At 57.7% G+C, this 26,247-nt stretch carries 25 protein-coding genes, 2 tRNA genes and 2 rRNA genes; 16 read left to right on the forward strand and 13 right to left on the reverse strand.

Features of this window, described 5'->3' with window-relative positions; all coding sequences use genetic code 11:
• Nucleotides 1–103: 103 nt before the first annotated feature.
• The 4 genes from ACA074_RS18605 to ACA074_RS18620 all read right to left on the reverse strand — a co-directional run bounded on the left by ACA074_RS18605 (nt 104) and on the right by ACA074_RS18620 (nt 5,050).
• A 23S ribosomal RNA gene (locus ACA074_RS18605) occupies nt 104–2,997 on the reverse strand.
• Between the two features lie 250 nt (nt 2,998–3,247).
• Nucleotides 3,248–3,323: transfer RNA gene (locus ACA074_RS18610), tRNA-Ala, on the reverse strand.
• Between the two features lie 31 nt (nt 3,324–3,354).
• Nucleotides 3,355–3,431: transfer RNA gene (locus ACA074_RS18615), tRNA-Ile, on the reverse strand.
• Nucleotides 3,432–3,513: 82 nt separating this feature from the next.
• Nucleotides 3,514–5,050: ribosomal RNA gene (locus tag ACA074_RS18620) — 16S ribosomal RNA — on the reverse strand.
• The 16S and 23S rRNA genes sit together here with 2 tRNA genes alongside, the layout of an rRNA operon.
• A 668-nt stretch (nt 5,051–5,718) precedes the next feature.
• Here ACA074_RS18620 and rhtA point away from each other — a divergent pair.
• Both rhtA and ACA074_RS18630 read left to right on the forward strand, forming a co-directional pair.
• A complete protein-coding gene (gene rhtA, locus ACA074_RS18625; protein WP_187679503.1) occupies nt 5,719–6,606 on the forward strand; it encodes a threonine/homoserine exporter RhtA in 888 nt (295 codons plus the stop codon).
• 168 nt (nt 6,607–6,774) lie between these two features.
• Nucleotides 6,775–7,056, forward strand: coding sequence for a hypothetical protein (locus ACA074_RS18630; protein ID WP_187679504.1), 282 nt, complete (start codon nt 6,775–6,777; stop codon nt 7,054–7,056).
• A gap of 1 nt (nt 7,057) precedes the next feature.
• Here the strand turns inward: ACA074_RS18630 and ACA074_RS18635 are convergent, their stop codons facing one another.
• Nucleotides 7,058–7,621 (reverse strand): TetR/AcrR family transcriptional regulator, encoded by a 564-nt coding sequence (locus ACA074_RS18635; protein WP_497677559.1) that lies wholly within the window; start codon nt 7,619–7,621, stop codon nt 7,058–7,060.
• A 91-nt stretch (nt 7,622–7,712) separates the two neighbouring features.
• Between ACA074_RS18635 and ACA074_RS18640 the strand changes: the two genes are divergently transcribed.
• Nucleotides 7,713–8,441, forward strand: a complete 729-nt coding sequence (locus ACA074_RS18640) for an SDR family oxidoreductase (protein WP_497677560.1) — start codon at nt 7,713–7,715, stop codon at nt 8,439–8,441.
• A gap of 37 nt (nt 8,442–8,478) precedes the next feature.
• Nucleotides 8,479–9,069: a 2-hydroxychromene-2-carboxylate isomerase gene (locus ACA074_RS18645; RefSeq protein ID WP_187679507.1), complete on the forward strand. Its 591-nt coding sequence runs from the start codon at nt 8,479–8,481 to the stop codon at nt 9,067–9,069.
• A gap of 49 nt (nt 9,070–9,118) precedes the next feature.
• Here the strand turns inward: ACA074_RS18645 and ACA074_RS18650 are convergent, their stop codons facing one another.
• The 5 genes from ACA074_RS18650 to ACA074_RS18670 all read right to left on the reverse strand — a co-directional run bounded on the left by ACA074_RS18650 (nt 9,119) and on the right by ACA074_RS18670 (nt 13,870).
• Nucleotides 9,119–10,927, reverse strand: coding sequence for an aminopeptidase P family protein (locus ACA074_RS18650; protein WP_497677561.1), 1,809 nt, complete (start codon nt 10,925–10,927; stop codon nt 9,119–9,121).
• A 56-nt stretch (nt 10,928–10,983) separates the two neighbouring features.
• The gene (locus ACA074_RS18655) at nt 10,984–12,150 is read right to left on the reverse strand and encodes an aminotransferase class V-fold PLP-dependent enzyme (protein WP_497677562.1); all 1,167 of its coding nucleotides are present in this window, start codon (nt 12,148–12,150) and stop codon (nt 10,984–10,986) included.
• 205 nt (nt 12,151–12,355) lie between these two features.
• Nucleotides 12,356–12,970, reverse strand: coding sequence for a LysE family translocator (locus tag ACA074_RS18660; RefSeq protein WP_187679510.1), 615 nt, complete (start codon nt 12,968–12,970; stop codon nt 12,356–12,358).
• Between the two features lie 102 nt (nt 12,971–13,072).
• The gene (locus ACA074_RS18665; RefSeq protein ID WP_187679511.1) at nt 13,073–13,330 is read right to left on the reverse strand and encodes an outer membrane protein assembly factor BamD; all 258 of its coding nucleotides are present in this window, start codon (nt 13,328–13,330) and stop codon (nt 13,073–13,075) included.
• Between the two features lie 174 nt (nt 13,331–13,504).
• Nucleotides 13,505–13,870 carry an antibiotic biosynthesis monooxygenase gene (locus ACA074_RS18670; protein WP_497677563.1) on the reverse strand — a complete coding sequence of 122 codons (366 nt, stop codon included), beginning with the start codon at nt 13,868–13,870 and terminating at the stop codon, nt 13,505–13,507.
• Nucleotides 13,871–13,964: 94 nt separating this feature from the next.
• Here ACA074_RS18670 and soxR point away from each other — a divergent pair, with 94 nt between their 5' ends.
• From soxR to ttdR, 4 genes are all read left to right on the forward strand, one after another.
• Complete coding sequence (soxR, locus tag ACA074_RS18675; RefSeq protein ID WP_489879125.1) at nt 13,965–14,417, forward strand: redox-sensitive transcriptional activator SoxR; 453 nt, start codon at nt 13,965–13,967, stop codon at nt 14,415–14,417.
• Nucleotides 14,418–14,530: 113 nt separating this feature from the next.
• Complete coding sequence (locus ACA074_RS18680; RefSeq protein WP_187679514.1) at nt 14,531–14,989, forward strand: VOC family protein; 459 nt, start codon at nt 14,531–14,533, stop codon at nt 14,987–14,989.
• A 231-nt stretch (nt 14,990–15,220) separates the two neighbouring features.
• Nucleotides 15,221–16,096 carry an alpha/beta fold hydrolase gene (locus ACA074_RS18685; protein WP_497677564.1) on the forward strand — a complete coding sequence of 292 codons (876 nt, stop codon included), beginning with the start codon at nt 15,221–15,223 and terminating at the stop codon, nt 16,094–16,096.
• A 24-nt stretch (nt 16,097–16,120) separates the two neighbouring features.
• Nucleotides 16,121–17,071, forward strand: a complete 951-nt coding sequence (gene ttdR, locus ACA074_RS18690; RefSeq protein ID WP_497677565.1) for an L-tartrate utilization transcriptional activator TtdR — start codon at nt 16,121–16,123, stop codon at nt 17,069–17,071.
• A gap of 124 nt (nt 17,072–17,195) precedes the next feature.
• On the opposite strand, the gene leuD is transcribed toward ttdR, so the two are convergent.
• Together leuD and leuC are read right to left on the reverse strand one after the other, a co-directional pair.
• Nucleotides 17,196–17,810 carry a 3-isopropylmalate dehydratase small subunit gene (leuD, locus tag ACA074_RS18695; RefSeq protein ID WP_497677566.1) on the reverse strand — a complete coding sequence of 205 codons (615 nt, stop codon included), beginning with the start codon at nt 17,808–17,810 and terminating at the stop codon, nt 17,196–17,198.
• The gene (gene leuC, locus ACA074_RS18700) at nt 17,807–19,225 is read right to left on the reverse strand and encodes a 3-isopropylmalate dehydratase large subunit (protein WP_497677567.1); all 1,419 of its coding nucleotides are present in this window, start codon (nt 19,223–19,225) and stop codon (nt 17,807–17,809) included. Before leuC ends, leuD begins: the two co-directional genes overlap by 4 nt.
• 303 nt (nt 19,226–19,528) lie before the next feature.
• On the opposite strand from leuC, the gene ACA074_RS18705 reads away from it, so the two are divergent.
• The 8 genes from ACA074_RS18705 to ACA074_RS18740 are packed head-to-tail and all read left to right on the forward strand — an operon-like array spanning nt 19,529 to nt 25,783.
• A complete protein-coding gene (locus ACA074_RS18705; RefSeq protein ID WP_401267208.1) occupies nt 19,529–20,728 on the forward strand; it encodes a PepSY-associated TM helix domain-containing protein in 1,200 nt (399 codons plus the stop codon).
• On the forward strand, nt 20,725–21,264 hold the full coding sequence (locus ACA074_RS18710) for a PA2404 family protein (protein WP_489879120.1): 540 nt from the start codon (nt 20,725–20,727) through the stop codon (nt 21,262–21,264). The genes ACA074_RS18705 and ACA074_RS18710 overlap by 4 nt, the downstream gene beginning before the upstream one ends.
• Nucleotides 21,261–21,599 (forward strand): hypothetical protein, encoded by a 339-nt coding sequence (locus ACA074_RS18715; protein WP_187679521.1) that lies wholly within the window; start codon nt 21,261–21,263, stop codon nt 21,597–21,599. The genes ACA074_RS18710 and ACA074_RS18715 overlap by 4 nt, the downstream gene beginning before the upstream one ends.
• On the forward strand, nt 21,596–22,171 hold the full coding sequence (locus ACA074_RS18720; RefSeq protein WP_497615021.1) for a DUF6162 family protein: 576 nt from the start codon (nt 21,596–21,598) through the stop codon (nt 22,169–22,171). Before ACA074_RS18715 ends, ACA074_RS18720 begins: the two co-directional genes overlap by 4 nt.
• A 35-nt stretch (nt 22,172–22,206) precedes the next feature.
• A complete protein-coding gene (locus ACA074_RS18725; protein ID WP_497657818.1) occupies nt 22,207–23,136 on the forward strand; it encodes a metal ABC transporter substrate-binding protein in 930 nt (309 codons plus the stop codon).
• The gene (locus ACA074_RS18730; RefSeq protein ID WP_497677568.1) at nt 23,133–23,978 is read left to right on the forward strand and encodes a metal ABC transporter ATP-binding protein; all 846 of its coding nucleotides are present in this window, start codon (nt 23,133–23,135) and stop codon (nt 23,976–23,978) included. Before ACA074_RS18725 ends, ACA074_RS18730 begins: the two co-directional genes overlap by 4 nt.
• Nucleotides 23,978–24,877: a metal ABC transporter permease gene (locus tag ACA074_RS18735; protein ID WP_007917717.1), complete on the forward strand. Its 900-nt coding sequence runs from the start codon at nt 23,978–23,980 to the stop codon at nt 24,875–24,877. The genes ACA074_RS18730 and ACA074_RS18735 overlap by 1 nt, the downstream gene beginning before the upstream one ends.
• Nucleotides 24,878–25,783, forward strand: coding sequence for a metal ABC transporter substrate-binding protein (locus ACA074_RS18740; RefSeq protein ID WP_497677569.1), 906 nt, complete (start codon nt 24,878–24,880; stop codon nt 25,781–25,783).
• Between the two features lie 175 nt (nt 25,784–25,958).
• Here ACA074_RS18740 and ACA074_RS18745 read toward each other — a convergent pair whose 3' ends face one another.
• Nucleotides 25,959–26,183 (reverse strand): MbtH family protein, encoded by a 225-nt coding sequence (locus ACA074_RS18745; protein ID WP_187679525.1) that lies wholly within the window; start codon nt 26,181–26,183, stop codon nt 25,959–25,961.
• Nucleotides 26,184–26,247: the final 64 nt, after the last annotated feature.

Raw genomic sequence — 26,247 nt, forward strand, 5'->3', positions numbered from 1 at the left:
GGTATGTGACAGCTGTCGGTGTTTTGTGAACATCGAACTTTCGGTTCGTTTCGTCTTCACACACCGCAATCTGGCCTTTCGACGCAAATTGCTTGGGTGTTATATGGTCAAGCCTCACGGGCAATTAGTATTGGTTAGCTCAACGCCTCACAGCGCTTACACACCCAACCTATCAACGTCGTAGTCTTCGACGGCCCTTCAGGGAACTCAAGGTTCCAGTGAGATCTCATCTTGAGGCAAGTTTCCCGCTTAGATGCTTTCAGCGGTTATCTTTCCCGAACATAGCTACCCGGCAATGCCACTGGCGTGACAACCGGAACACCAGAGGTTCGTCCACTCCGGTCCTCTCGTACTAGGAGCAGCCCCTCTCAAATCTCAAACGTCCACGGCAGATAGGGACCGAACTGTCTCACGACGTTCTAAACCCAGCTCGCGTACCACTTTAAATGGCGAACAGCCATACCCTTGGGACCGGCTTCAGCCCCAGGATGTGATGAGCCGACATCGAGGTGCCAAACACCGCCGTCGATATGAACTCTTGGGCGGTATCAGCCTGTTATCCCCGGAGTACCTTTTATCCGTTGAGCGATGGCCCTTCCATACAGAACCACCGGATCACTAAGACCTACTTTCGTACCTGCTCGACGTGTCTGTCTCGCAGTCAAGCGCGCTTTTGCCTTTATACTCTACGACCGATTTCCGACCGGTCTGAGCGCACCTTCGTACTCCTCCGTTACTCTTTAGGAGGAGACCGCCCCAGTCAAACTACCCACCATACACTGTCCTCGATCCGGATAACGGACCTGAGTTAGAACCTCAAAGTTGCCAGGGTGGTATTTCAAGGTTGGCTCCACGCGAACTGGCGTCCACGCTTCAAAGCCTCCCACCTATCCTACACAAGCAAATTCAAAGTCCAGTGCAAAGCTATAGTAAAGGTTCACGGGGTCTTTCCGTCTAGCCGCGGATACACTGCATCTTCACAGCGATTTCAATTTCACTGAGTCTCGGGTGGAGACAGCGCCGCCATCGTTACGCCATTCGTGCAGGTCGGAACTTACCCGACAAGGAATTTCGCTACCTTAGGACCGTTATAGTTACGGCCGCCGTTTACCGGGGCTTCGATCAAGAGCTTCGCGTTAGCTAACCCCATCAATTAACCTTCCGGCACCGGGCAGGCGTCACACCCTATACGTCCACTTTCGTGTTTGCAGAGTGCTGTGTTTTTAATAAACAGTCGCAGCGGCCTGGTATCTTCGACCGGCATGAGCTTACGGAGCAAGTCCTTCACCCTCACCGGCGCACCTTCTCCCGAAGTTACGGTGCCATTTTGCCTAGTTCCTTCACCCGAGTTCTCTCAAGCGCCTTGGTATTCTCTACCCAACCACCTGTGTCGGTTTGGGGTACGGTTCCTGGTTACCTGAAGCTTAGAAGCTTTTCTTGGAAGCATGGCATCAACCACTTCGTCATCTAAAAGATGACTCGTCATCAGCTCTCGGCCTTAGAATCCCGGATTTACCTAAGATTCCAGCCTACCACCTTAAACTTGGACAACCAACGCCAAGCTGGCCTAGCCTTCTCCGTCCCTCCATCGCAATAACCAGAAGTACAGGAATATTAACCTGTTTTCCATCGACTACGCTTTTCAGCCTCGCCTTAGGGACCGACTAACCCTGCGTCGATTAACGTTGCGCAGGAAACCTTGGTCTTTCGGCGTGGGTGTTTTTCACACCCATTGTCGTTACTCATGTCAGCATTCGCACTTCTGATACCTCCAGCAAGCTTCTCAACTCACCTTCACAGGCTTACAGAACGCTCCTCTACCGCATCATCCTAAGATGATACCCGTAGCTTCGGTGTATGGTTTGAGCCCCGTTACATCTTCCGCGCAGGCCGACTCGACTAGTGAGCTATTACGCTTTCTTTAAAGGGTGGCTGCTTCTAAGCCAACCTCCTAGCTGTCTAAGCCTTCCCACATCGTTTCCCACTTAACCATAACTTTGGGACCTTAGCTGACGGTCTGGGTTGTTTCCCTTTTCACGACGGACGTTAGCACCCGCCGTGTGTCTCCCATGCTCGGCACTTGTAGGTATTCGGAGTTTGCATCGGTTTGGTAAGTCGGGATGACCCCCTAGCCGAAACAGTGCTCTACCCCCTACAGTGATACATGAGGCGCTACCTAAATAGCTTTCGAGGAGAACCAGCTATCTCCGAGCTTGATTAGCCTTTCACTCCGATCCACAGGTCATCCGCTAACTTTTCAACGGTAGTCGGTTCGGTCCTCCAGTTAGTGTTACCCAACCTTCAACCTGCCCATGGATAGATCGCCCGGTTTCGGGTCTATTCCCAGCGACTAGACGCCCTATTAAGACTCGCTTTCGCTACGCCTCCCCTATTCGGTTAAGCTCGCCACTGAAAATAAGTCGCTGACCCATTATACAAAAGGTACGCAGTCACCCAACAAAGTGGGCTCCCACTGCTTGTACGCATACGGTTTCAGGATCTATTTCACTCCCCTCTCCGGGGTTCTTTTCGCCTTTCCCTCACGGTACTAGTTCACTATCGGTCAGTCAGTAGTATTTAGCCTTGGAGGATGGTCCCCCCATATTCAGACAAAGTTTCTCGTGCTCCGTCCTACTCGATTTCATGACTAAGAGATTTTCGCGTACAGGGCTATCACCCACTATGGCCGCACTTTCCAGAGCGTTCCGCTAATCTCAAAGCCACTTAAGGGCTAGTCCCCGTTCGCTCGCCACTACTAAGGGAATCTCGGTTGATTTCTTTTCCTCAGGGTACTTAGATGTTTCAGTTCCCCTGGTTCGCCTCTTGCACCTATGTATTCAGTACAAGATAACCATCTTATGATGGCTGGGTTCCCCCATTCAGACATCTCCGGATCAAAGTCTGTTTGCCGACTCCCCGAAGCTTTTCGCAGGCTACCACGTCTTTCATCGCCTCTGACTGCCAAGGCATCCACCGTATGCGCTTCTTCACTTGACCATATAACCCCAAGCAATCTGGTTATACTGTGAAGACGACATTCGCCGAAAATTCGATAATACTCAATTCAGAGTAACTCACAAATTTTACCTTAGCCTGATCCGTTACCAGTGAAAGTAACGTTCAGTCTATCTTTCTATCACATACCCAAATTTTTAAAGAACGATCTAATCAAAGACTAGAAATCAACATTCATCATCACATCGATGGAATGCTCATTTCTAAGCTTTCAAAACTTCAGAAGCAGTAGTGGTGGAGCCAAGCGGGATCGAACCGCTGACCTCCTGCGTGCAAGGCAGGCGCTCTCCCAGCTGAGCTATGGCCCCGTATTCTCTACAGGCGTTTCCCACACAAAATTGGTGGGTCTGGGCAGATTCGAACTGCCGACCTCACCCTTATCAGGGGTGCGCTCTAACCAACTGAGCTACAGACCCAATTTCGGGCTGCTTCTTATCGTCTTCTTCAATGAATCAAGCAATTCGTGTGGGAACTTATGGAGCAGCTGATGTCGTCGATTAAGGAGGTGATCCAGCCGCAGGTTCCCCTACGGCTACCTTGTTACGACTTCACCCCAGTCATGAATCACACCGTGGTAACCGTCCTCCCGAAGGTTAGACTAGCTACTTCTGGTGCAACCCACTCCCATGGTGTGACGGGCGGTGTGTACAAGGCCCGGGAACGTATTCACCGCGACATTCTGATTCGCGATTACTAGCGATTCCGACTTCACGCAGTCGAGTTGCAGACTGCGATCCGGACTACGATCGGTTTTATGGGATTAGCTCCACCTCGCGGCTTGGCAACCCTTTGTACCGACCATTGTAGCACGTGTGTAGCCCAGGCCGTAAGGGCCATGATGACTTGACGTCATCCCCACCTTCCTCCGGTTTGTCACCGGCAGTCTCCTTAGAGTGCCCACCATTACGTGCTGGTAACTAAGGACAAGGGTTGCGCTCGTTACGGGACTTAACCCAACATCTCACGACACGAGCTGACGACAGCCATGCAGCACCTGTCTCAATGTTCCCGAAGGCACCAATCCATCTCTGGAAAGTTCATTGGATGTCAAGGCCTGGTAAGGTTCTTCGCGTTGCTTCGAATTAAACCACATGCTCCACCGCTTGTGCGGGCCCCCGTCAATTCATTTGAGTTTTAACCTTGCGGCCGTACTCCCCAGGCGGTCAACTTAATGCGTTAGCTGCGCCACTAAGAGCTCAAGGCTCCCAACGGCTAGTTGACATCGTTTACGGCGTGGACTACCAGGGTATCTAATCCTGTTTGCTCCCCACGCTTTCGCACCTCAGTGTCAGTATCAGTCCAGGTGGTCGCCTTCGCCACTGGTGTTCCTTCCTATATCTACGCATTTCACCGCTACACAGGAAATTCCACCACCCTCTACCATACTCTAGCTTGTCAGTTTTGAATGCAGTTCCCAGGTTGAGCCCGGGGATTTCACATCCAACTTAACAAACCACCTACGCGCGCTTTACGCCCAGTAATTCCGATTAACGCTTGCACCCTCTGTATTACCGCGGCTGCTGGCACAGAGTTAGCCGGTGCTTATTCTGTCGGTAACGTCAAAACACTAACGTATTAGGTTAATGCCCTTCCTCCCAACTTAAAGTGCTTTACAATCCGAAGACCTTCTTCACACACGCGGCATGGCTGGATCAGGCTTTCGCCCATTGTCCAATATTCCCCACTGCTGCCTCCCGTAGGAGTCTGGACCGTGTCTCAGTTCCAGTGTGACTGATCATCCTCTCAGACCAGTTACGGATCGTCGCCTTGGTGAGCCATTACCTCACCAACTAGCTAATCCGACCTAGGCTCATCTGATAGCGCAAGGCCCGAAGGTCCCCTGCTTTCTCCCGTAGGACGTATGCGGTATTAGCGTTCCTTTCGAAACGTTGTCCCCCACTACCAGGCAGATTCCTAGGCATTACTCACCCGTCCGCCGCTGAATCCAGGAGCAAGCTCCTTTCATCCGCTCGACTTGCATGTGTTAGGCCTGCCGCCAGCGTTCAATCTGAGCCATGATCAAACTCTTCAGTTCAAACATCTTTGGGTTTTTAAGAAACCCTAAACTTGGCTCAGCAATCGTTGGTTACATCTTTGATTTCTCGCGGAGTAACTTGTGATGCTGATAATCTTGTTGACTATCAGTCTGACTCCACAAGCACCCACACGAATTGCTTGATTCAGTTGTTAAAGAGCGGTTGGTTAAGATCTTTCGTCTCAACCGAGGCGCGCATTCTACAGCAGCCTCATTTGCTGTCAAGTGATTATTTTCAGAAGTTTTCGAAGAATTCTTCAACAACTTCAACCACTTGCGCTTCCGATCTCTCGTTAGCGGGAGGCGAATTCTACAGCGTTAGTCGCTGTTGTCAACACCTCTTTTTCTCCGCTTTCGACCGAGAAGATCGAGCCGTTAAAAGAGCCAAACATCACCGCTCTTTCAACTCCTTCCAGGCTTCGATGAACTGAAGCAACCCGCTGCCGAAAACCGTATAACTCATTGAATCTCAAGGAGTTTTCCGTTTCGACTGCGCCGGAAGTGGGGCGAATTATAGACTCCTAGAATCTGCCGTCAACCGTTAATTTTACTTTTCATCGAAACAGCTGAAAACCCAGCTTATATATAGACGGCATAGGCGAGATTGCGCAGTATATTGCCCAATAGCCAAAACAATACTCTGCTCTTATTTCGGACGATGCCGCGCAATGAATGACCAACCACGCTCTCTTGCCTCCATGCTGTTCCCGGTTGGCCTGCTATTAATAGCCATGGCATCGATCCAGTCCGGTGCATCCCTGGCCAAAAGCATGTTCCCCGTAGTGGGCGCTCAAGGAACTACCACTCTGCGTCTGATCTTCGCCAGCGTGATCATGTTGTTACTGCTGCGTCCGTGGCGCGCGAAGCTGACATCCAAGTCGTTGCGCACAGTGATTGTCTACGGCATGGCGCTGGGCGGCATGAACTTCCTCTTCTATATGTCATTGCGCACAGTGCCGCTGGGCATAGCAGTTGCTCTCGAATTCACTGGCCCGCTCGCTGTAGCTATATATGCATCCCGTCGCGCCATCGACTTTCTATGGATCGGCCTGGCCGCCGCCGGACTCATGCTGTTGATACCGACGGGAGCAACCACTGCCGGAATCGATTTGATTGGTGCAAGTTACGCCCTGGGTGCCGGAGTCTGCTGGGCACTTTACATTCTGTTCGGCCAGAAGGCCGGCGCTGACAACGGCGTCACGACCGCAGCGTTAGGCGTGATGATTGCGGCATTGTTTGTAGCCCCCATAGGCATCGTGCATGCTGGCGCTGCGCTACTGACGCCATCACTGATTCCAATCGCGATTGGCGTCGCGATCCTGTCCACTGCCCTCCCCTACACACTGGAAATGGTCGCGCTCACCCGCATGCCCGCGCGCACTTTCGGTACTTTGATGAGCATCGAACCCGCGTTCGGAGCATTGTCGGGCCTGCTGTTTCTGCAGGAATACCTCACGCTGTCACAATGGATGGCGATCCTGTGCATTATTCTGGCTTCCGTCGGCGCGACAATGACCATGGGCAGTGCCGCCAAGCCTGCCATCGCGGCAGATTGAAACAGGATTTAACGAAGGTCTGGCAATTGGCGTTCATATAGGCCATGTTTAGGCTCGTAACCCAATGCCAGACATGGATTTTTTCGTACAGGGATTTCAAAACGCTTTGAGCGCAGGCGAATACAGGCAGACCCGAGCGCCAGACTCGTGGCCGCTATAAGGACGGGAATGAAACGAATTTTGATATTGATCGCCGTACTCGCAATCGCGGGTTGCGCGGCGACCTCGAAAACCCAGGTAAAGCACGGCAAAAAAGGGCTGCACATCAACTGCTCGGGGCTCTCGTCCTCCTGGGACCAGTGCTATAACAGCGCAGCCAGCTCCTGCGCTCCGAAAGGCTACAAAGTTATCGCCAAATCGGGGGATTCCGTGGAGGAGCCTGGCGACTATCCATTCGGCCTCAATCCTGCGGGCTATACCAGCCGCAGCATGATAGTCATCTGTAAATAGGTCAGGGCTGCCTGGTGATCTGGCGACAAATCTCGTCATGGCTGGACTTCAGCACTGTTCTCTGAATGTCCGGGCTGGCCAACATACGCGCCACCACCAGTGCTCCCACGCACTGCGACAGAACCGACCATGCCAGACTGTCACTCTCAAGTATCCGCGCCCAACTCTCCTGGAGCAGGCAGATCCACAGCTCTGCCTGCTCGCGTACCTGAATATCCGAACGAGCGATTTCCGCGCCTAACGCAGGCAAAGCACAGCCAGATTCGGGTTGTTCAACATGAGCCATGCTCAAATAATGTCTGAGGCAGCGTTGCAGCCGCTCGCGATCCGGCTCGCTTTGCCCACCCAATCGCTCCATGCTTTGCCCCAACTCTCTCTCGACGATGGCAATAAACAGCGCATCTTTCGACGAAAAGTGGCTGTAAAACGCCGCGCCACTCAGGCCAATAGCCTTCATCAAACCATCGACACCGACCGTGGAAAACCCGGATCGCTTCGCCGACAGCGCACTGCTCTGCAATAATTTCTCTCGGGTTTCCAGCTTGTGACTGGCGGAGTAACGCATGTGTTTGCCCTCGAATTGACCGCCTTGACGTTAACCGGATCCTAGCATAACGTTCGTTCACTTAACGATCGTTTACTAAAGGGGTCTACCCATGAATAACAAGAAGGTCGTATTGGTTGTCGGTGCAGGCGATGCAACTGGCGGAGCCATTGCCAAGCGCTTTGCCAAGGAAGGATTCATCGCCTGTGTTACACGGCGCAGCGCCGACAAATTGCAGCCGCTGGTGGAGGCCATTGAGGCTGAGGGCGGCGAAGCTCATGGTTTTGCCTGCGATGCGCGCAAAGAAGAAGACGTAATCGCTCTGATTGAAGACATCGAAACCGGCCTCGGTCCAATCGAAGCCTTTGTATTCAACATCGGCGCCAACGTGCCCTGCAGCATCCTCGAAGAAACCGCGCGCAAGTATTTCAAGATCTGGGAAATGGCCTGTTTCTCCGGTTTCCTCAATGCCCGTGAAGTAGCCAAACGCATGGTCACCCGTCAGCGCGGTACGATTCTGTTCACCGGTGCCACTGCCGGACTTCGCGGTGCGTCAGGCTTCGCCGCGTTCGCCGGAGCTAAACACGGCATTCGCGCACTGGCGCAAAGCATGGCGCGGGAACTTGGCCCTATGAACATCCACGTCGCCCATGTGGTAGTCGATGGAGCCATTGATACCGACTTCATCCGCAACAGCTTCCCTGAGAAATACGCCACCAAGGATCAGGACGGTATTCTCAACCCCGAACACATCGCCGAAAACTATTGGTATTTGCACAGTCAGCCACGTGATGCGTGGACCTTTGAGCTGGATCTGCGTCCCTGGAACGAACGCTGGTGAACCCACCGCCCAAAACAATAAATAGAGAGCAGCGACAATGACGAAAACCGTGGAATTCTATTTTGACCTAGGCAGCCCTGCGACGTATCTGGCCTACACCCAGCTGCCAAAGATCTGCGCTGATACCAATAGCGAGCTGACATACATTCCGATGTTGCTCGGTGGTGTATTCAAGGCGACCGGCAATGCATCGCCGGCAATGATTCCGGCCAAGGGTCGCTATATGTTTCAGGATCTGGATCGTTACGCCAAACGCTATGGCGTGTCCCTCAAGTTCAACCCGCACTTCCCGATCAACACGCTGCTGTTGATGCGCGCCGTCACTGGCATACAGCTACGCCAGCCGGAACGCTTTGAGGCGTTTATCGATTGTCTGTTCGCTGCGTTGTGGGTGGAAGGCGCAAACCTCAACGACCCGGTAATCGTTGCTGGCGTATTGATCGAACATGGGTTCGATCCCGATGAAGTCCTGGCGTTGACCAACGATGAAACCGTGAAGGCTGCACTGAAGGTGAACACCGAAACCGCGGTTAAACGTGGCGTTTTCGGTGCCCCAACAATGTTTGTCGGCAACCAGATGTTCTTCGGGCAGGATCGCCTGGACTTCGTCGAAGAAGCCTTGACCTAGATTGATCCCGGCACTCAAGCGCGGACTTCAGCGCCTGAGTGCCAACCCATCAAATGGCCGCAGTACGCGTGTTCAGCCATTCCAGCGCAGCACCGTCGAGCAACGGACTCAAACGTTCACGCACCTGCGCGTGGTAAGCGTTGAACCACTGTTTCTCGTCCTGAGTCAGCAACGCTGGCACCAGGCAGCGCGTGTCAATAGGGCACAGGGTCAAGGTTTCAAACTTGAGAAACTCGCCGAACTCGCTACTCTCCGCCACTTGGTTCATCGCCAGGTTCTCGATACGCACGCCCCAACGGCCCGGACGATAAGTACCAGGCTCGATGGAAGTGATCATGCCCGGTTGCATCGCGGTTTGCGGCGCCGGCGCTGCCTGATAGGCAATGACCTGTGGGCCTTCGTGAACATTGAGGAAATAACCGACGCCGTGACCGGTGCCGTGACCGTAGTCGACGCTTTCAGCCCAGATCGGCGCGCGAGCGATGGCATCCAGCAACGGCGATAGAATGCCTTTCGGAAACTGTGCCCGCGACAGCGCAATCACGCCTTTCAACACGCGCGTGCAATCGCGCTTCTGCTCTTCGGTTGGCGTACCGACCGGCACCATCCGCGTGATGTCGGTTGTGCCGCCGAGATACTGACCGCCGGAATCGATCAGCAACAGGCCGTCGCCTTCGATCACCGCGTGTTCTTCTTCAGTGGCGTGATAGTGCGGCATCGCGCCATTGGCGTTGAATGCCGCGATAGTGTTGAAACTCAGGGAAACGTAATCCGGACGACGTTCACGGGCAGCGGTGAGCTTCTCGTCGATGGTCAGTTCGGTAATGCGCTCGCGGCCCCAGGCCGACTCCAGCCAGGCGAAGAATTCGCACAGCGCTGCGCCGTCCTGCTCCATCGCTTTACGGATGTGCGCGGCGTCGGCTTCACTTTTTTGCGACTTGGCCAGTGTCGTCGGGTTCAAGCCTTCGACCAATTTCACACCGCTGTCGAGGTTATCCAGCAGACCGCTGGTGACGCGCGCCGGATCCACCAACAGGCTCGTGCCACTCGGCACGGCGCGCAAGGCGTCGGACACTTCGCTGTAATCACGCAGCGTCACGCCATCGTGTTCCAGTACTGCGCGCAACTGCGCATCGATCTTGCTCAGCGCGACAAACAAGGTGGCCTGCTGCTGATTGATCAAGGCGAAGGAAACAAACACCGGGTTGAACGACACATCGCCGCCACGCAGGTTGAACAGCCACGCGATATCGTCGAGGGTGGCGATGAAGTGCCAATCGGCGCCGCGCTCCTGCAAGGTTTCCCGCAGTTTGGCGAGTTTATCGCCACGGCTGACGGTCGCTTGTGGCGGCAGATGCTGATAGATCGGTGCATTCGGCAGCGTCGGCCGGTCGCTCCAGACTTCCGTCAACAGATCGATATCGGTACGCAGACGGGCACCGCGCGCTTCAAGTTTACTGCCCAGTGTGCGCGCAGAGGCCACTGCCATCACCGCGCCATCGACCGCAACCACGCCACCTTCAGGTGTCTGCTCGGCTAGCCAGTCCAGCGGGCTTGGCTGACCGGGTTGCAGCTTGACCAGCTCGATGCCGCTGCCATTGAGTTCCTTGGTCGCCTGTTCCCAGTAACGACTGTCGGCCCAAACGCCGGCGAAATCGTGGGTGACAATCAAAGTCCCGACCGAACCATGGAAACCCGACAGCCACTGGCGGCCTTGCCAGTACCCCGGCAGATATTCCGACAGATGCGGGTCGGCGGAAGGCACCAACAGCGCATGAATGCCTTCGCGGCGCATCAGTTCACGGGTGTGCGCAAGGCGCTGGGGAACCGATCCCTCGGTCAAAGTCTGGGTACTCATCATGTCTCCTGCCAATCACTTCATCGTTATTGTTCGTCGCCATCAGGTCGGCGCGTTTAAAGCCCTGTCGCCCAGAATGCCGGAGCACTGGTGCAGGCGGTCTTGATCAGTTCAAAAGCCTTGTCGATATCTTCAGCGGTGGTGAAACGGCCGAGACTCAGGCGAATCGTACGCCCGGCCAGCCTTGTGTCATGTCCCAGTGCCAACAGCACGTGGGATGGCGCGTTACTCGCGGAATTGCAGGCCGAGGTCGCGGAGAATGCGATTGAATGGCTAAGCGCCGCACTATTGAACTCGCCTTCGCTGAAGGTCAGGCTCAAGGTATGCGGAATGCGTTGCGTGGCACTGCCGTTGAGGCGCACGCCCGGCAGGCTCAAGAGTTGTTCGAGCAAGCGTTCACGCAAAGCGACGATGGAGTTTTTCTCTTTATCGAATTCGGCAGCGGCCAAGGCGAATGCCGCACCCATCGCGGCGATCTGATGCGTCGCAAGTGTTCCGGAGCGCAACCCGCTCTCATGCCCGCCACCATGGATCTGCGCTTGGACGCGCTGTTGCGCACGCGGGCCGACGTACAGCGCACCGATGCCTTTGGGGCCGTAGAGTTTATGCGCCGAGAAAGACATCAGATCAACCGGCCATTGCGTCAGATCGATTGCCACTTTGCCCGCGCCCTGAGCCGCATCGACATGGAACAACGCCTCGCGACCGCGAACGACTTCACCGATGGCAGGGATGTCGTTGACGGTGCCGAGTTCGTTGTTAACCAGCATCAGCGACACCAGAAAGGTGTCATCACGCATCGCTTCGCTGACCGCTTGCGGGGTAATCAGGCCGTCGGCGTCCGGCACCAGATAAGTCACGGCAACGCCAGCGTCCTGCAATTGACGGGCGGTATCGAGGATGGCTTTGTGTTCGATCTGGCTGGTAATGATGTGCCCGCCGGACACGCCGCGCGCTTGGGCTACACCTTTGAGAGCAAGGTTATTGGACTCGGTAGCACCGGAAGTCCAGACGATCTGTTCGGCTTGCGCGCCGACCAGTTCGGCGACTTGTCGGCGGGCCTGCTCAACCGTTTGCCGGGCCTGCTGGCCAAAAGCATGGGAGCTGGAAGCCGGGTTGCCGAAATTACCGTGAAACCCCAGACATTCGATCATCACCTGGATGACCCGCTCGTCCACCGGAGTAGTGGCGGCGTAATCGAAATACAACGGACGTGTGTTCATAAAAGACTCGCAGAGCGTGTTCCGGGATCAGGAGGCTCGTATCTGCAAACGGCACAGCGCAGCCTTGTGAGCTGCGCGTCGGTTCGAGAGCGTCATCAATACCTGATCGGATGCCGTTAAAGAAGAACAACTTCATTTAAAAGTGCGTAGGAACGCTCCTGAAGCCGAGCTTAACAGGCATCGGGCCGGCGGTTGAAGCAATGCGTCAGCTAAAGCTTTCGAGAAGTAACGGGTACAGGGAAACCACCAGCAACGCCGCCATGCCCCAGTTGAACACGCGCAACCAGCGCGGGTCCTTCAGCACATTGCGCAGGAGCGTGCCGCACGCCGCCCAGACGCCGACGCTCGGCAGATTGATGATGGCGAACACCGCAGCGATCACCAGCACATTGGTGAAGTAACCCTGCATCGGCGTGTACGTGCTGATGGCACCGATGGCCATGATCCACGCTTTGGGATTGACCCACTGGAACGCTGCTGCGCCGAGGTAGCTGATCGGTTTGGCTTCGCCTTGAACGTTGTCACCGACCGGTCCCGAGTGAGCAATTTTCCACGCCAGATACAACAGATACGCCGCGCCGACATAACGCAGAATCGTATAAAGAATCGGATAGGTCTGAAACACCGCGCCCAGGCCAAAACCCACCGCCACCACCAGGACAAAAAAGCCACAGGTAATGCCCAGCATGTGCGGGATGGTGCGGTTAAAGCCGAAGTTCACGCCCGATGCCAACAACATGGTGTTGTTTGGCCCCGGCGTTATCGAGGTGACAAGAGCAAACAGGGCAAAGCCCAACAATAGATCAAGCGAGAGGGTCATCGTGGGCAAATCCGTCAGGGTCATTCAGGTGTAGACCCTATCCCACGCAGGCCGGTAAACCCACGGACAGTTGGGTAAAACTTCTAGCAGTACAGTTTGTTTTCAGCTTGGCCGACCGTGCAGCTGTACGGCACGCTCCGCGCTCATTTCAGCCTTCTTGTCGAACTGCGACTGGCCGAGCAACTGAGCTTTCTTAGCGTGGTATTCGTCAAAGGACAAACCGCTGCGGTTCAGCGCTTCCATCGCCAACTCCCGAGATTCTTCCTCGGTGTAGGGGCGCAGCTCTGGAGAGTTGTGAGAGGCACAACCGGCAAGTACGGAGACAGCGAGCAGCAGAGAAACAGTCAGTAAACGATTCATGGGAGCGTCCTGGCGAGCGGTGGGGGTCGATGGAGAAAGGCTACGCCCCGGTACGCTCGCGCAGAAATCAACGCTTTCAATAGTGGCTATCAGTGAATCAGCAATGACTGCGCCTATCTCTTAGATATCTATAAAGATCGATAAACGTTCTAAGCAGCTGATCCAGTTGTTCATCTAACTCACCAGATTGCAGTGCAGTGCATCGTCGTGACTGCGGGCGATGCTGCTCAATACCTGAAACGAGTTGAAAGTCACGGTTTTCGCCTGATGGGTGCGGATCAACTGCCAGAAATCCTGCTCGCCGCTTTCGAAACTGCTGAATGCGGCCTCCCCCGCCTCGCGGCTCTGCCATTGCAGAAAGCTCAATACCCGCCGGCCATCGTCGCTGGCTTGCACACTCGCGCTGACGAAACCTCCGTAGCGCTGGGCCAGACGCTCGGTCTGCACCGACAGCGCCGAGACCAGCGCCGGTTGCTGCCGTGGCTCGATCTCGAATTCGATCAATTGTGTGAAGCTGCGGTTTTTCGCTGATGCTTGCATGAAAAGTCCCCACTTGGCTGTAAGGCGAATCTTGCGACTCGACGAAGCGCAGGGTAAAACCTCTAGTTAAGTCAAGGTCAAGAGCTATCTTCAAATGATCACCAAAGAGAATGTGCACAAGCAGCTAACCGTCGGCGAGGTCGCGGCGCGCAGCGGCGTTGCGGTCACCGCGCTGCATTTTTATGAATCCAAAGGCTTGATCAAGAGCCAGCGCAATGCCGGCAATCAACGCCGTTATCCACGAACCGTGCTGCGCCGGGTGGCGTTGATCAAAGTTGCGCAGCGTCTGGGGATTCCTCTGGCAGAGATCGGTGAGGCACTGAAAAATCTTCCGGATGATCGCGCACCGACGGCAGCGGACTGGAAGATTCTGTCTGAGCAGTGGCGTCGGGAGCTGGATGAGCGGATCAATCAATTGACACTGCTGCGCGACCGGCTCACGGGCTGCATCGGTTGTGGCTGTTTGTCGATGGAGGCCTGCCCGTTGCGCAATCAGGGTGACGTGTTGGGCGAACAGGGGCCGGGGCCACACTTTATCCAGGACTGATGATGGGTGCTGCTCGTCGGGCGAAAATCCTGGCCGCGAAGACAGCCCTATAGTGGTTTTTCCGGTAATCCGGTGAAGTTACACCTCGTAGAACAACAATCAGGGAGAACGTCATGAGCGTCAAACCTATCCCGGAGGGGTATCACAGCATTACCCCGTATCTCGGCATCCAAAAGGCTGCTGAGGCCATCGATTTCTATAAGAAAGCCTTCGGTGCCACCGAAGTCATGCGTCTGGCCATGCCCGACGGCGGCATCGGCCACGCGGAACTGCGTATTGGCGACAGCGCAATCATGCTCGGCTCGCCGTGCGATCAGGGGCCATTGAGCAATCCCGACAAAGCTGTATCAGTCGGTTTGCATCTATACGTGACCGATGTCGATAAATCATTCCAACGGGCGCTGGATGCCGGTGCGACGGTGGTGTCCGAGGTCAAGGATCAGTTTTACGGTGATCGCAGCGGGACGTTGAAGGATCCGTATGGGCATCTGTGGTTTCTGGCCACGCACAAGGAAGATCTGACCGAAGAGCAAATCAAGCAGCGGGCGATGGAGATGTTTCAACAAGGTTGAGCTTTGGAGTGTTATCACTGGCCTCTTCGCGAGCAGGCTCGCTCCCACAGTGTGTCGCGGGGTGGCATAAATAGCTGTCACCCCTCAGATCTCTGTGGGAGCGGGCTTGCCCGCGATGAGGCCATCACTGACAACACACTTCATGAACCCGCCCCTCACGCTTTGCCCCTTGCCCCAACCCCCGGACAATTTCAGGATGCATCTATAAAACCCTGAACAAGGATCAGCCCGATGTTTGCCGGATTCCTCAAAAACCAGCGTCACGTCAACGGCGTCGACATTGCCTATCGTCTCGGCGGTAGCGGCCCGGGCCTGTTGCTGTTGCACGGTCACCCGCAGACCCATGTGATCTGGCACAAGATTGCCGAACAACTGGCCGAGCACTTCACCGTGGTCGCCGCCGACCTGCGCGGTTATGGCGATAGCGGGCGCCCGGCCGCCGACGAGTTGCACCACAACTACTCAAAACGCGAAATGGCCCGGGACAACATCGAACTGATGCAGGCGCTGGGCTTCGAGCAGTTCTCGGTCCTTGCCCACGACCGTGGCGCCCGGGTCGCCCATCGCCTGGCGCTCGACCACCCCGCCGCCGTGCAACGCATGATGCTGCTGGACATCGCCCCGACCCTGTCGATGTATGCACAAACCAACGAAGCCTTCGCCCGCGCCTACTGGCACTGGTTCTTCCTGATTCGCCCGGCGCCGCTGCCGGAAACCCTGATCGAGGCCGATCCCGAGTCTTACCTGCGCAGCGTGATGGGCAGTCGCAGTGCCGGACTCAAGCCGTTTACCGACGAAGCGTTCGGCGAATACCTGCGCTGCTTGCAGCAGCCGGGCAGCGCTCGCGGTATCTGCGAGGACTACCGCGCCAGCGCCGGCATCGATCTGGAACATGATCGCGCCGACATTGCTGCGCAGCGCCATCTGCACCTGCCACTGCGGGTTTTGTGGGGCGCCGAGGGCACAGTCGGGCGCTGCTTCGATCCGCTCAAGGAATGGCAGCAGGTGGCCGCCAACGTTAGCGGCCAATCCTTGCCCGCCGGCCATTACATCGCCGAAGAAATCCCCGAACTATTGCTCGCCGAAGCGCTGGATTTTCTGCGCTGAACCGAGCCTGCAAGTGCCGATGCTATGCTGGCGGCTTGTGCCGCAAGTGCTCGTTTTGCCATGACCCAGAAGAAAGACACCGTGCCCCTGCCCGAAGACCTGCGCGTGCTGCTCACCGTGATCCGCAAGAACGGCTTCGCCGCTGCGGCGGATGAGTTGGGCCTTTCCCCGGCTTACGTCAGCAAGCGCATCCAGATTCTCGAAACCACCCTCGGCACGCGCCTGTTGCACCGCACCAGTCGCCGCGTGTCTCTGACCGAGGACGGCGAAAGGGTGCAGCGCTGGGCGTTGCGCATTCTCGATGACTTCCAGCAACTGCACGACGAACTTTCCGACGCCCATGATAGCCCGCGTGGGCGTCTGCACATCTGCAGCAGTTTCGGTTTCGGCCGCAATCACGTCGCGCCTGCAGTTTCGTTGCTGGCCGAGCGTTACCCGCAACTGGAGATTCGCCTCGATTTGTTTGACCGGGGGGTGGACATCGTCAATGAGGGTTTCGATCTGGAGATCCGCGTGGGTGATGACATTCCCGGCCAGCACATCGCTCGCCAACTTGTCAGCAACCGACGGGTGTTGTGTGCCGCACCGGATTATCTGCAACGTCGCGGCACGCCCCAGACACTAGATGATTTGCAGCAGCACGATTGCCTGGTGATCAAGGAGCGCGACAACGCGTTCGGCATCTGGGATCTGCATCGTGACGGCACGCAGGAAAGCGTGCGGGTCAGCGGGCCGTTGTCGTCGAACAATGGCGAGATCGTCCTGCAATGGGCGCTGGATGGTCGTGGGATGTTGCTGCGCTCATTGTGGGACGTGAAGCCGTTGCTGGATGAGGGACGGTTGGTGCAGGTGCTGGACGATTACAGTCAGAGCGCCAACGTCTGGGCGGTGTACCCGACTCGATTGGCGCATTCGGGGAAATTGCGCGCGTGTGTGGAGTTTTTGCAGGTGCATTTCCGGGATCTGTCCCTGTAGTTAAAACCCCACAAAACCAATGTAGGAGTGAGCCTGCTCGCGATTGCAAAGTGTCAGCCAACATCATCATTGACTGAATGGCCGCTATCGCGAGCAGGCTCACGCTTACAGGGTCAGAGGTGTATCAGGATAGCCAAGGGTTGTTAGCTAGATGCTCGCGCTCGAACGCCTTGATCTGCTCATGCCGCTGCAACGTGCTGCCGATCGCATCCAGCCCCAGCAACAGCGCGGTCTTGCGCAACGTATCAATCTGAAAATCAATCACCGAGCCATCCGCCAATTCAATCTGCTGTGCCTCCAGATCAACACTGATCCGCGCGCTGTCAGGCTGGCCGACAAGCTGCCCGATCCGCTGCACCTGCGCCTCTTCCAGCGTGATCAACAACACCCCGTTGCGCTGGCAGTTGTCATAAAAGATCCCGGCAAAACTGCTGCCGATCAGCGCGCGGATGCTCATCTGCTGCAAGCCCCACACAGCATGCTCACGGCTGGAACCGCAGCCGAAATTCGGCCCGACCACAAGGAAACTCGCCCCTTGCCAGGTTGGCTTGTTCAACACGAATTCGGAATTTGGCGTGCCATCGGGCAGAAACCGCAGATCGAAAAACAAGCCGCGATCCAGCCCCTGACGATCGATACCCTTGAGAAACTGTTTAGGCATGATCACGTCAGTATCGACATTCGCCGCCAGCAATGGCGCGGCCTGGCCGCAGACCTGAGTGAAGGGTTGCAGGCTCATGAGCGTTCTCCAAAGTGGCGGATGTCAGTGAGTCGCCCTCTGATCGCAGCGGCGGCGACCATTGCCGGGCTCATCAGATGGGTGCGCGCGCCGGCGCCCTGTCGGCCCTCGAAATTGCGATTAGTGCTCGAAGCGCAGCGGTCACCGGGAGCGAGTACGTCGTCGTTCATCGCCAGGCACATCGAGCAGCCCGACTGGCGCCACTCAAAACCGGCATCGATAAAGGTCTGCGCCAAACCTTCGGCCTCGGCTTGGGCGCGGACTTCGCTAGAGCCGGGCACGATCATCGCCCGCACATGCCCAGCCACACGTTGCCCGCGCACGACGCTGGCGGCATCACGCAAATCCTCGATCCGCGCGTTGGTGCATGAGCCGATAAACGCATGGCTGATGACGATATCGCTGAGCGCCATGCCCGCTTCCAGGCCCATGTATTTGAGGGCGCGGCGCATGCCCTGACGCAGGATCGGGTCGTTGATGTCCTGTGGATCCGGCACTCGCGCACCAATGGTGGCGGCCTGATCCGGGCTGGTGCCCCAAGTGACCATCGGTTCGAGCAGGCTGGCGTCGAGATGAACTTCCCGGTCGAACACCGCGCCCGGATCGCTGTGCAATTCTCGCCACGCTGTCAGTCCGCGCTCCCACAGCTCACCTGCGGGCGCCCGGGGTTTGCCTTTGAGGTAGGCGAAGACCTTGTCGTCCGGCGCCATGAATGCGCCGCGCGCACCGGCTTCGACCGCCATGTTGCAGATGGTCATCCGCGCTTCAACGCTCAGACCGTCGATGGTCGAACCGCAAAACTCGATGGCGAAGCCGGTGGCCCCGGACGCGCCGATCCGGCCGATCAGCGCCATGATCACGTCTTTTGAGGTCAGCCCCGGGGCCAGTTCGCCATCAACGGTCACGCGCAGGGTTTTCAGGCGTTTGTAGACCAGGGTCTGCGAGGCCAGCAGATGCTCGATTTCCGAGGTACCAATGCCGAAACCGAAGGCGCCGAGTGCGCCATAGGTGGTGGTGTGGCTGTCGCCGGCAGCAATCACCATGCCCGGCAGAATGAAGCCTTGCTCGGGAGCGATGACATGTTCGATGCCCTGGCGCTTATCGAGGATATCCAGCAGTTCGATGCCGAAGTCCCGGCAGTTTTCCGCCAGATACGACACTTGCCGCGCGCCGCCCGCATCAGCCATTGCCGCCACTCGCACAGGCGCAGTCGGGTTGACGTGATCGACCACCGCCAGCGCCGTGCCCGGGCGCCAGACGTCACGTCCGGCATCGCGCAAACCGCTGAAAGCCTGCGGGCTGGTGTACTCATTGATCACCTGACGATCGATATACAGCAGCACGTGGCCCTGATCGTCGAGGCGGCACACCGTGTGTGCATCGATGTGTTTGTCGTAGAGGGTTCTGGGGGTCATCAAAGGCGCTCACTGAGGCAATCCGGGTGATTTCCATCATAGGGAGCGGGTGGCGGGCATCAATTGGCGGAGGGTGATGGCGTCATTCATGAATCGTGTTTGATCTCCCACAAGGGTTCAGTGGTGCAGATGCGAATTGCGAAACATTTGCTTTCATATCGATCATCGGGATTTACCTCGCTCATCCGTCCTATAGAGATGCAGGCCGTTCGCGTAGGCAAAAGCCACGAACGCCTTTCGGGGAATCCCGTGCTGCGAAGCCCGTAGCCGTGCTCCCTTCCACCGAAATCAAGACGCGTAATCATGTCGAAGAAATCCCGCTCCAAACTGTGGTTCCTGGTGCATAGCTGGCTCGCGTTACCCATCTGGTTTTTCGTCCTGATCGTCTGCGTGACCGGGACGTTGGCGGTGGTCAGCCAGGAGATCGTCTGGCTCGCCAATCCGCAGATGCGCGCCAGTCAGCCGTCGGACGATGCACCGCTGCTCAGCTACGATCAGGTGCTGGCGGCGATCAAGAAAGCCGAACCACAGACCGTGGTCGAAAGCATCAGCCGCCCCGACGAATCACACTTTGCCCTGGACGTAGAGGTCAGCTACCCGGACGGTCGTTCGCTGACGGTCTACGTCAACCCTTACACCGGGGTGATCCAGGGCACGGCACCGACCTTCAATTTCAAGGCGTTCACCCGTGCATTGCATGGCTGGTGGCTCGTGCCGTTCACCAACGGTTTCAGCTGGGGCTGGTATCTGGTGTCGTTCCTCGGCCTGCCTTTGCTGGTTTCGCTGATCACTGGGCTGGTGGTTTATAAACGCTTCTGGAAAGGTTTCTTTAACCCGACCCTGCGCTTTCGCCACGGCGCGCGGATTTTCTGGGGAGACTTCCACCGTCTCAGCGGTATCTGGTCGATCTGGTTCATTGCGGTGATTTCCATCACCGGCACCTGGTTCCTGATTCAGGCGTTGCTGTCGGATAACCAGATTTCCATTTCCAGCGAACCGATCATCCCGGCAATGGCCCGTGAGGCTGTACCGCTTTCGCCGGACGGCTCACCGCCCACGCGAATAAGCCTGGATCACGCCATTGAAATCGCCCAGCAGAAGATCCCCGGCCTGGAGGTCAGTTTCGTCAGCCTGCCGGGCAATGCCTACAGCCATATGAGTGTCGGTGGCCGTGGCTGGTATCCGCTGATGTTCCAGACCGCCACGATCAATCCGTACAACGGTGACATGGCGGCTTCGCGGTTGTTGTCCGATCGTTCCTCACTGGAATTCGTCACCGAATCCATGCGCCCGCTGCATACCGGGGACTTTGGCGGATTGTGGATCAAGCTGATCTGGTTTTTCTTCGGCCTGCTGCTGAGCATGATGGTGCTCAGCGGCCTGTTGATCTGGACCAAACGCACCGCCCTGGCGACCGCCAACGCACTCAAGCGGGAAAGTAAAAAGAATCGTGTCCTGCCCCAACCGGCCATGAATCGTGAAGTGTCGGAGGCCAACCTGTGAGCAAATCCACTGTTTCTGCTCAACCCTCACGCCTGAGTCTGTTCTGGCACAAATGGCGGTTTCACATCAACGTGCTGTTGCTGCTGATTCCGCTGGGCTTCATGCCCAAATACTTCGCCGATGCCGCCCTGTTCCGCGGCGACAGTGGTCTCGGTGAACGGGAAGTCGGCGAAATTCAGGTCGGCCCCTGGAGCCTGCGCCTCGCCGAGTTGCGCGATGAAGCGCCGCGCGGCGGCCCGGCCGGTTATCTGAAAGGCTTCAACGCCGCCCTGTGTGACGCTTGCGTCGACAAGGTCAAGGCGACTTATCTGCGCATCGGCAAACCCCGCAGTCTGCGCGCCGCCGGAGTGATTTTCTTCGGCACCCCTTACCGCATGGGTGCCCAACTGCCAGTCCCGGAAAAAACCAAAGCCGATGCCGAACTGTGGATCACCATGGAAGGCTGGGACGGCAGCATGCATCAGGCCTCGATTCCCCTGAGCCAGGCCTCTCCCGCCACCCTTGCCTGGCTGAACACACAAGGAGCCAAACCATGAGCTGCTCTCGCCCTTCCCGCCTGCGGCTGAGCGCCGCGCTGCTGGTGCTGTTCGCCGGTTTCAGCGCCAGCGCTCTGGCGCATAACCCGATGTGTGAATGCAAAGCCATCGACGACGAGCAGATCCAATGCACCGGCGGTTTTTCCGACGGCAGCGGCGCCCCGGGCGTGACCCTCGACGTGATTGGCTACGACGAAACCATTCTGGTGCCCGGCAAGCTCGGTAGTGACTCAACCCTGACCTTCAAGAAACCCGGCGCCGAGTTCTACGTGCTGTTCGACGCGGGCCCCGGCCATGTAGTCGAAATCGACCAAGCGGATATCGAAGCCCCATGAGTACGCCCACCACACAAATCGTGCGCCCGGCAGGTGCCGGCCACGAAACCCTCAACGTCCTGTTGTTGTGTCTGCTGATCCTCGCGCTGGCCGGCTCCGCGGTGGCCTGGCGCGGGGTTTCCCATGAACCGGAGCCCGTCGCCAGCAACCAGTTCGATGCCCGGCGTGACCTTAGCGCCGCCGAGCAAGGCATCTATGCCGACCTGCGGGTGACGCTGGACGAAATCCAGTTGCTGCGTGAAGAGCAGAAAACCCTGCCAACCCCGCAAAACCTGGCGGATGAAGGTTTCGCTCCGTTTGCCCAGGACGCCAGTTCCGTCAGTCGTGGCGGTCACGTCTGGCAAATGCAGGCCGACAGCGCCTATTTCGGTCACAGCCAGACGCCTGCCGTCGCCGGTTCGTTTCTGATGCGCGTCGATGCCGATGCCAAAGCGGCGCCAGATATATGGCTCAACCGCCAAGCCGAACTCAAGGCGCCTCAAGCGCTGACCGACGCGGCCCTGTCCGCCGCCGGCTGGAAACAGATCGTCGCGCAATACGATGCCGGGGTTACCCGCGAACATCGCCATTGATTCCTCGCACTCACCCGAGAGAAGACCGTTTGCCCATGTCTATTTCATCGCCACGCCGTCCGTTGTTGCGCCTGTTTCTAATGGGCCTGTGTGCCTGTCTGTTGAGCCCACTGGCCAGTGCCGATCAGGCAAAACGCCTGCGCATCGGCATTACCCTGCATCCTTATTACAGCTACGTGGCGAACATCGTCGGCGACAAGGCCGAGGTCGTGCCGCTGATTCCGGCCGGTTTCAACCCGCACGCTTACGAGCCACGGGCCGAGGACATCAAACGTATCAGCGGCCTGGACGTGATCGTGCTCAACGGTGTCGGCCATGACGACTTCGCTGACCGCATGATCGCCGCCAGCGAAACACCGAACATCAAGACCATCGAAGCCAACGAAAACGTGCCGCTGCTGGCCGCCACCGGAGTTGCCGCGCGCGGTGCCGGCAAAGTGGTCAACCCGCACACGTTCCTGTCGATCAGTGCTTCGATTGCCCAGGTCAACAACATCGCCCGGGAACTGGGCAAGCTCGACCCGGACAACGCCAAGACTTACACCCAGAACGCCCGTGCCTACGGCAAACGTCTGCGGCAGATGCGCGCCGACGCGCTGGCCAAGCTGACCCAGGCACCGAACGCCGAACTGCGCGTCGCCACCGTTCACGCGGCTTACGATTACCTGCTGCGCGAATTCGGTCTGGAAGTGACGGCCGTGGTCGAACCGGCCCACGGTATCGAGCCGAGCCCGAGCCAGTTGAAGAAGACCATCGACCAACTGCGCGAACTGGACGTGAAAGTGATCTTCTCGGAAATGGACTTTCCGTCCTCTTACGTCGACACCATTCAGCGAGAGTCCGGTGTGAAGCTGTACCCGCTGTCGCACATTTCCTACGGCGAATACACCACCGACAAGTACGAAAAGGAAATGACCGGCAACCTCAACACCGTGGTGCGGGCGATTCAGGAGTCAGGGGCATGACCTCCAAAGAAACCTTCTCTGACCAGTCCGAAACCCCTGTGGGAGCGAGCCTGCTCGCGAATGCGGTTGAACACTCAACGCATCCGTTGGCTGACACGACACCTTCGCGAGCAAGCTCGCTCCCACAGGTTTGCGGGCCGACTCTCGATTTTGCTGATGTCAGCCTGACCCTTGGGCGCACCACCATTCTCGACAAGGTCACCTTCCAGGTACACCCCGGCAGCGTGCATGCGCTGGTCGGCCCCAACGGTGGTGGCAAGAGTTCGCTGATCAAGACCTTGCTCGGCCAAATGCCGCATCAAGGCCAGTTGAGCCTGCAATGGCCCGGCGAGCCCGACACCATTGGCTACGTGCCGCAAGCGCTGGAATTCGACCGCGGCTTGCCAATGACGGTCGACGATTTCATGGCCGCCATGTGCCAGCGCCGCCCGGCGTTTCTCGGCTTGAGCAAACACTACGCTGGCGCCATCGGTGAGGCGCTGGAACGGGTCGGCATGCAAGACAAGCGCAAGCGACGCATGGGCGCGCTGTCCGGCGGCGAACGTCAGCGGGTCCTGCTCGCCCAAGGGCTCATCCCGGCGCCGCAACTGCTGGTGCTGGATGAACCGATGTCGGCGCTCGACGAGGCCGGGATTCAGGTGTTCGAACGCCTGCTCGGGGGCTGGCGCGCGGCGGGCATCACCGTGTTGTGGATCGAACATGATCTGGAGGCGGTCGGACGTCTGGCCGATCGCGTCACCGGTCTCAACCGTCGCGTGCTGTTCGATGCCACACCGCAACAGGCGCTGACCCCGGAGCGTCTGCTGACGCTGTTTTCGACCCATCCACGGAGCGCTGCCTGATGAGTTACGAAGCCTTTCGTTTGATGGTTCAGGGCTGGGCCTCGTCGGGTTACCTGCCCGAAGCGCTGGCCTATGGTTTTGTGGTCAATGCGCTGCTCGCGGGTCTGTTGATCGGCCCGGTGCTCGGCGGCCTCGGCACGCTGGTGGTGGTCAAGCGCTTTGCGTTTTTCTCCGAAGCAGTCGGCCACGCAGCGCTAACCGGCGTGGCCATCGGCATCCTGCTCGGCGAACCCTACACCGGGCCGTATGGCAGCCTGTTCGGTTACTGCCTGCTGTTCGGCATTCTGCTCAACTACCTGCGCAACCGCACGGGTCTGGCGCCTGACACCTTGATCGGCGTGTTCCTCTCGGTATCCCTGGCGCTGGGTGCGAGCCTGCTGCTGATTCTGGCCGGCAAGATCAACGTACACATTCTGGAAAACGTGCTGTTCGGTTCGGTGCTGACCGTCAACGGCAATGATCTGGCGGTGCTGGCCATCGTCGGTTCGCTGGTCATGGCCCTCGCACTGCCGCTGTACAACCGCATCATGCTGGCCAGCTTCAATCCACAACTGGCGGCGGTACGCGGGGTGGCGGTGAAGACCCTCGATTACTTGTTCGTGATTCTGGTGACGCTGATCACTGTGGCGGCGGTGAAAGTCATCGGTGCGATTCTGGTCGGTGCCCTGCTGGTGATTCCGGCGGCGGCGGCGCGTTTGCTCAGCCAGTCGCTCAAGGGCTTCTTCTGGTGTTCGGTACTGATTGCCACCGTCAGCACCTTGTGCGGGATTCTTGCGCCGATCGTCTTCGATCTGCCGATCCCGTCCGGCGCCGCGATCATTCTGGTCGCCGGCATTGCGTTCGCCCTCGCCGCCATCGCGCGCGGTGTCGTACCCAGTCTGAAAGGGAACCTTGGATAAATGGCTTTTTCACTGAGAAAACTGACCCTGAGCATGGCGCTGTGCGGCGTGGTCTGCAGCCCGTTGATGGCCGCCGAAAGCGCCAAGCCCTTGCGGGTGTTGGCCTCGCTACCGATCACCTACGGCTTGGGCGAAGCATTGCTCAAAGGCACCGATATCAACCTGGAACGCGCGGCGCCGGCGAACTTGCCGGGCAGCCGCCAGACCGCTTACTTCACGGGTCGCGGCGCTCCGGCGCTGGACAAACTGGCGAGTAATGCCGACGCGGTCATCGGCGTGCGCTCGCTGTGGGCCGATGACCCGCTGTACCCAATCGCCCGTCGCAGCAACATCCGTATTGTTGAGGTCGATGCCGCACGCCCGGTCGACGGTGCCCTGCCCGGTATTGCCGTGCAACCAGGGTTGAAGGTCGATGGACTGAACAGCCAGCCATGGCTGGCGAGCAACAACATGGGGCGCATGGCAGACGTGATGGCAGCGGATCTGGTGCGTCTGGCACCGACCGCCAAGCCGAAGATCGAAGCGAACCTGGCGGCGTTGAAACAGCGCCTGCTCAAACTCAGCGCCGACAGCGAGGCGCGTCTGGCCAATGCAGACAATCTGAGTGTGATGAGCTTGAGCGATCACTTCGGCTATCTGATCGGTAGCCTGAATCTGGAGCTGATCGGGCAGGATCCACGTCCTGATACAGAGTGGACGCCGGAGGATTTGAAGCAATTGACGGCGGCGCTCAAGGACAATGACGTGGCGGTGGTGCTGCATCACCGACAACCGTCAGACGCGGTGAAAGCGGCGATCGCCGAGTCCGGTAGTCATCTGGTGGTGTTGAGTACTGATGCCGAAGATCCGGTGGCGGAGCTTGAGGGGGATGTGGATCTGCTGCTCAAGGGGCTGAGTGGGGCGTAAGTTCAGTTACACCGCGTTATCGTTCATCGCGAGCGGGCTCACTCCTACAGGGTTGGGTGATCCCATGTGGGAGCCAGCCTGCTGGCGATGAGGCCAGCAAGGACAACGCATGTTCCGGACATGAAAAAACCCGCTGACTGTCTCCAGTCCAGCGGGTTTCTTTTTGGCCGGAAGCTTATTGAACCGCAGCCTGCCCTTCCATTTTCTGGCGCAGGCTCAGCGGGCGCATGTCAGTCCAGACTTCCTCGATGTAGGCCAGGCATTCCTTTTTCAGGCCGCTCTTGCCCACGGTGCGCCAGCCTTCTGGCACGGCCTTGTAATCCGGCCAGATCGAGTACTGCTCTTCGTGGTTGACCACGACCTGAAAGAGGATGTCCTCGCGGTCGAATACTGACGTCATGCTGGTTCTCCATCGTTGTAGGGGGGGCTGCACGGCAGGTGCAGCCGGGTATGTAGAAAGAACG

This window comes from Pseudomonas sp. LBUM1655 (assembly GCF_059716085.1).

Excerpts from the sequence above, each read along its gene's own strand:
- rhtA (WP_187679503.1), top strand. The coding sequence starts at position 5,719 with ATGAATGACCAACCACGCTCTCTTGCCTCCATGCTGTTCCCGGTTGGC.
- ACA074_RS18630 (WP_187679504.1), top strand. The coding sequence starts at position 6,775 with ATGAAACGAATTTTGATATTGATCGCCGTACTCGCAATCGCGGGTTGC.
- ACA074_RS18635 (WP_497677559.1), bottom strand. The coding sequence starts at position 7,621 with ATGCGTTACTCCGCCAGTCACAAGCTGGAAACCCGAGAGAAATTATTG.
- ACA074_RS18640 (WP_497677560.1), top strand. The coding sequence starts at position 7,713 with ATGAATAACAAGAAGGTCGTATTGGTTGTCGGTGCAGGCGATGCAACT.
- ACA074_RS18645 (WP_187679507.1), top strand. The coding sequence starts at position 8,479 with ATGACGAAAACCGTGGAATTCTATTTTGACCTAGGCAGCCCTGCGACG.
- ACA074_RS18650 (WP_497677561.1), bottom strand. The coding sequence starts at position 10,927 with ATGAGTACCCAGACTTTGACCGAGGGATCGGTTCCCCAGCGCCTTGCG.
- ACA074_RS18655 (WP_497677562.1), bottom strand. The coding sequence starts at position 12,150 with ATGAACACACGTCCGTTGTATTTCGATTACGCCGCCACTACTCCGGTG.
- ACA074_RS18660 (WP_187679510.1), bottom strand. The coding sequence starts at position 12,970 with ATGACCCTCTCGCTTGATCTATTGTTGGGCTTTGCCCTGTTTGCTCTT.
- ACA074_RS18665 (WP_187679511.1), bottom strand. The coding sequence starts at position 13,330 with ATGAATCGTTTACTGACTGTTTCTCTGCTGCTCGCTGTCTCCGTACTT.
- ACA074_RS18670 (WP_497677563.1), bottom strand. The coding sequence starts at position 13,870 with ATGCAAGCATCAGCGAAAAACCGCAGCTTCACACAATTGATCGAATTC.
- soxR (WP_489879125.1), top strand. The coding sequence starts at position 13,965 with ATGATCACCAAAGAGAATGTGCACAAGCAGCTAACCGTCGGCGAGGTC.
- ACA074_RS18680 (WP_187679514.1), top strand. The coding sequence starts at position 14,531 with ATGAGCGTCAAACCTATCCCGGAGGGGTATCACAGCATTACCCCGTAT.
- ACA074_RS18685 (WP_497677564.1), top strand. The coding sequence starts at position 15,221 with ATGTTTGCCGGATTCCTCAAAAACCAGCGTCACGTCAACGGCGTCGAC.
- ttdR (WP_497677565.1), top strand. The coding sequence starts at position 16,121 with ATGCTGGCGGCTTGTGCCGCAAGTGCTCGTTTTGCCATGACCCAGAAG.
- leuD (WP_497677566.1), bottom strand. The coding sequence starts at position 17,810 with ATGAGCCTGCAACCCTTCACTCAGGTCTGCGGCCAGGCCGCGCCATTG.
- leuC (WP_497677567.1), bottom strand. The coding sequence starts at position 19,225 with ATGACCCCCAGAACCCTCTACGACAAACACATCGATGCACACACGGTG.
- ACA074_RS18705 (WP_401267208.1), top strand. The coding sequence starts at position 19,529 with ATGTCGAAGAAATCCCGCTCCAAACTGTGGTTCCTGGTGCATAGCTGG.
- ACA074_RS18715 (WP_187679521.1), top strand. The coding sequence starts at position 21,261 with ATGAGCTGCTCTCGCCCTTCCCGCCTGCGGCTGAGCGCCGCGCTGCTG.
- ACA074_RS18720 (WP_497615021.1), top strand. The coding sequence starts at position 21,596 with ATGAGTACGCCCACCACACAAATCGTGCGCCCGGCAGGTGCCGGCCAC.
- ACA074_RS18725 (WP_497657818.1), top strand. The coding sequence starts at position 22,207 with ATGTCTATTTCATCGCCACGCCGTCCGTTGTTGCGCCTGTTTCTAATG.
- ACA074_RS18730 (WP_497677568.1), top strand. The coding sequence starts at position 23,133 with ATGACCTCCAAAGAAACCTTCTCTGACCAGTCCGAAACCCCTGTGGGA.
- ACA074_RS18735 (WP_007917717.1), top strand. The coding sequence starts at position 23,978 with ATGAGTTACGAAGCCTTTCGTTTGATGGTTCAGGGCTGGGCCTCGTCG.
- ACA074_RS18740 (WP_497677569.1), top strand. The coding sequence starts at position 24,878 with ATGGCTTTTTCACTGAGAAAACTGACCCTGAGCATGGCGCTGTGCGGC.
- ACA074_RS18745 (WP_187679525.1), bottom strand. The coding sequence starts at position 26,183 with ATGACGTCAGTATTCGACCGCGAGGACATCCTCTTTCAGGTCGTGGTC.